Source organism: Micromonospora sicca (genome assembly GCF_003172935.1).
GTDB classification, from domain to species: Bacteria; Actinomycetota; Actinomycetes; order Mycobacteriales; family Micromonosporaceae; genus Micromonospora; species Micromonospora sicca.
In genome coordinates, this window is the sequence record NZ_QGKS01000431.1 from 1 (window position 1) to 2,950 (window position 2,950).

3 protein-coding genes, 1 pseudogene and 1 riboswitch are annotated in these 2,950 nt (G+C 74.9%); of the genes and pseudogenes, 2 read left to right on the forward strand and 2 right to left on the reverse strand.

The window, feature by feature from the left end:
• The coding region (locus DKT69_RS37990) for an EamA family transporter (protein ID WP_368666294.1) at window positions 1-577 on the reverse strand (577 nt) is incomplete at its 3' end.
• Window positions 578-670: 93 nt separating this feature from the next.
• Window positions 671-869, forward strand: a riboswitch (cobalamin riboswitch).
• 38 nt (window positions 870-907) lie between these two features.
• Between DKT69_RS37990 and bluB the strand changes: the two genes are divergently transcribed.
• Together bluB and DKT69_RS32765 are read left to right on the forward strand one after the other, a co-directional pair.
• Window positions 908-1,528: a 5,6-dimethylbenzimidazole synthase gene (bluB, locus tag DKT69_RS32760; protein ID WP_109805285.1), complete on the forward strand. Its 621-nt coding sequence runs from the start codon at window positions 908-910 to the stop codon at window positions 1,526-1,528.
• Between the two features lie 153 nt (window positions 1,529-1,681).
• Window positions 1,682-2,533, forward strand: a complete 852-nt coding sequence (locus DKT69_RS32765) for a Rieske (2Fe-2S) protein (RefSeq protein ID WP_109805286.1) — start codon at window positions 1,682-1,684, stop codon at window positions 2,531-2,533.
• A 133-nt stretch (window positions 2,534-2,666) separates the two neighbouring features.
• Here DKT69_RS32765 and DKT69_RS32770 read toward each other — a convergent pair.
• A pseudogene (locus DKT69_RS32770) lies at window positions 2,667-2,950 on the reverse strand (LysM peptidoglycan-binding domain-containing protein); the annotation flags it as partial.

Consider the following 2,950-nt stretch of genomic DNA (forward strand, 5'->3'; position numbering starts at 1 on the left):
GCCCCCGGGTGCCCGGGACGTGTCCACTCATCGCCTTGCCGAGCAGCACGTACCCGGCCCAGCCGACCGCGATCAGCGCGCAGAGCAGCAGGCCGACGGCGTCCACCCTGACCCCGCCGAGCCCGGCCAGCAGCAGCACGCCCGTGCCGGCCAGCGCTGCCCAGAGCACGTCGGTGAACCGGCGGCTGCCCAGCAGCGACACCAGCAGCGGACCGGCGAAGCCGACGGTGACCGCCACCCCGAGCGGCACCCGCTGCAGGGCGGCGTAGAAGGCGAGGTTCATCGCGGCCATGGCCACCCCGAACGCCCCGACCAGCCCGGCCGCCCGCCAGCCCAGCCGCAGCCCCGGCCGGCTGGCCGCGAGCAGGACCAGTGCGCCAAGGCCGAGCCGCAGGGTGGTGGTGCCCCCCGGGCTGGTCGCCGTGAAGAGCTGCTTGGCGACTGCCGCGCCGACCTGCGTGGAGACCATTCCGAGCAGCATCAGCAGCGGCGGCGGTACGGCCTCGGGGCCGCCGAGCGCCGCGGTGAGCCGGGCGGCCGGGTGGACCGGCAGGGGGCGGGAGGCATGCGCGTACACCCGGAACACGATGGCGGTCCGGCGGTGCGGCCGCGACCGGATTTCCCGCTCCCCGGGCCGGTCCTGCCGGCCGGGGCGGGCGCTAGCATCGGCGGCGGCACGATCATGTGAGGTGCCCCGCGCGAGCGGGGAGAATCGGGAAGCCGGTGGAAATCCGGCACGGGCCCGCCGCGGTGACCGGGGAGCCACCGTCCACGCGCGTCACGCGCAGCCACTGGCCGTACGGCTGGGAAGGCGGACGGCCAGGCGTCGATCCGGGAGTCCGAAGACCGGCCTCGCGTCAGCCTGCCCGCCCCTTTCGGGCCGGGCCGAGCGCAGCGGGAGCCTGCCTTGGATCTGTACGACGTCATCCACCGCCGTCGGGACGTACGCGCCGAGTTCACCGGGGCGCCGGTGCCGGACGACTCGCTGGACCGCATCCTCACCGCGGCGCACGCCGCGCCGAGCGTCGGCCACTCCCAGCCGTGGGACTTCATCCTGGTACGCGACCCGGAGACCCGCCGCCGCTTCCACCGTCACGTGCAGGTCGAGCGGGACACCTTCGCCGCCACCCTGGACGGTTCGGCCGCCGAGCGGTTCGCCCGGATCAAGATCGACGGGGTGCTGGAGTCAACGCTCTCGGTCGTCGTCACGTACGACCCCGCGCGCGGTGGTCCGGCCGTGCTCGGCCGGCACGCCATCGCCGACGCCGGGCTCTATTCGGTCTGCCTGGCCATCCAGAACCTCTGGCTGGCCGCCACCGCCGAGGGGCTCGGCGTCGGCTGGGTCTCCTTCTACCGGGAGCCGTTCCTGGCCGAACTGTTGGGCATCCCGGCCGGCGTCCGTCCGGTCGCCTGGCTCTGCCTCGGCCCGGTCGCCCACCTCGAGACCGTTCCCGACCTGGTCCGCCACGGCTGGCGCGCCGGTCGCCCGCTCGCCGCCGCGCTGCACGCCGACCGCTGGTCCGCCTGACGCCCGCCCCGCCGCCGCCCTCAAAATCGCGCTGTCTCCGGTCGAGCGTGATCTTGAGGACGCGCGGGTGGGCGTCGGGTGGTCCGGGTATCGGAGGGGTGATTCGTCGTCGCCGCCCGGTTTGGGGCCGCTCCTGCGGGGAAGTCGGACCGAGTGCGTGAACTGATAACGAAACTCGAACAGGCCTCCGCGCTGGACCGGGTGGGCGACCGGTTGCAGCGCGCGGTCCAGACCATCCTGCGTCCACAGCGGGTTCGCGACGCGCTGCACGGCGTCTGGCTCGGGCATCCGCTGCACCCGGCGATGGTGCAGGTGCCGGTCGGCGCCTGGATCTCCGCCGCCGTGGTCGACCTGATGCCCGGGCAGCGCCGGGCCGCCACCGCGCTGGTCGGTGTCGGTACGGTCAGCGCACTGCCGGCCGCGGTGGCCGGGCTCAACGACTGGGCCAGCCTCACCCGCGACCAGCGCCGGATCGGGCTGGCGCACGCCGCCTCCAACACCATCGGGCTGGCCCTCTACACCGGCTCACTGGCCGCCCGGCTGAACGGTCGGCACGGGCTGGGCCGGGCGCTGGCCTACCTGGGGCTCTCCGCCGCGAGCACGGGGGCGTACCTGGGCGGGCACCTGGCGTACAAGCAGGGGGCGCAGACCACCCAGAGCGTCTCCGAGCTGCACCGGATCAGCGACGGCTGGCACTCCCTGGCGGACATGGCCACGCTGCCGCAGCGGCAGCTGGTCACCCGCGAGGTGGACGACGTCTCGGTGATCCTCTACCGGCACGGTGACGAGGTCACCGTGATGCTGGAACGCTGTCCGCACCAGAGCGGCCCGCTCGGCCAGGGCGAGGTGCAGGAAATCGACGGCCACGACTGCGTGGTCTGCCCGTGGCACGGCAGCACGTTCCGGCTCAACGGCGGCGAGGTCGTGCACGGGCCGTCCGCGAACGACCAGCAGATCCTGCCGACTCGGGTGGTCAACGGCGTCCTGGAGACCCGCCTGCCCTGACTGTGAGGGTGGCGGACCCCGAAGCGACGACCGCCGCCAATCGCCGGACCGCCGCCGACCGCCGGACCGCCGGACCATCGACAGGCCGCCGACCGCCACCGGTCGCCGGGGCGGTGGGGTTCGCGGGTGCCGGTCAGTCCCTGCGGTGCCGGCCGTTGGACAGCGCCCGCCCGGCGACCCGGACGACCGGCCGCCGTCGCAGGCCGAGCACCGCGCCCATCTGCGCGCCGACGATGCTCGCCACCGCCAGCACCGCGGAAACCGCCAGCGGCCGGTTGATGCCGTCGTCGGTGATCGCCCGAGACGCTCCGGCGGCCATCGCGGGCGGTTGTCCCACCGGCCCGTCGACGTCCGGCGTGGACTGCTGCGGCCTCGCCCCGGAGGTGGGCGTACGGGGGGCCGGGGCGCGGCCGCAGG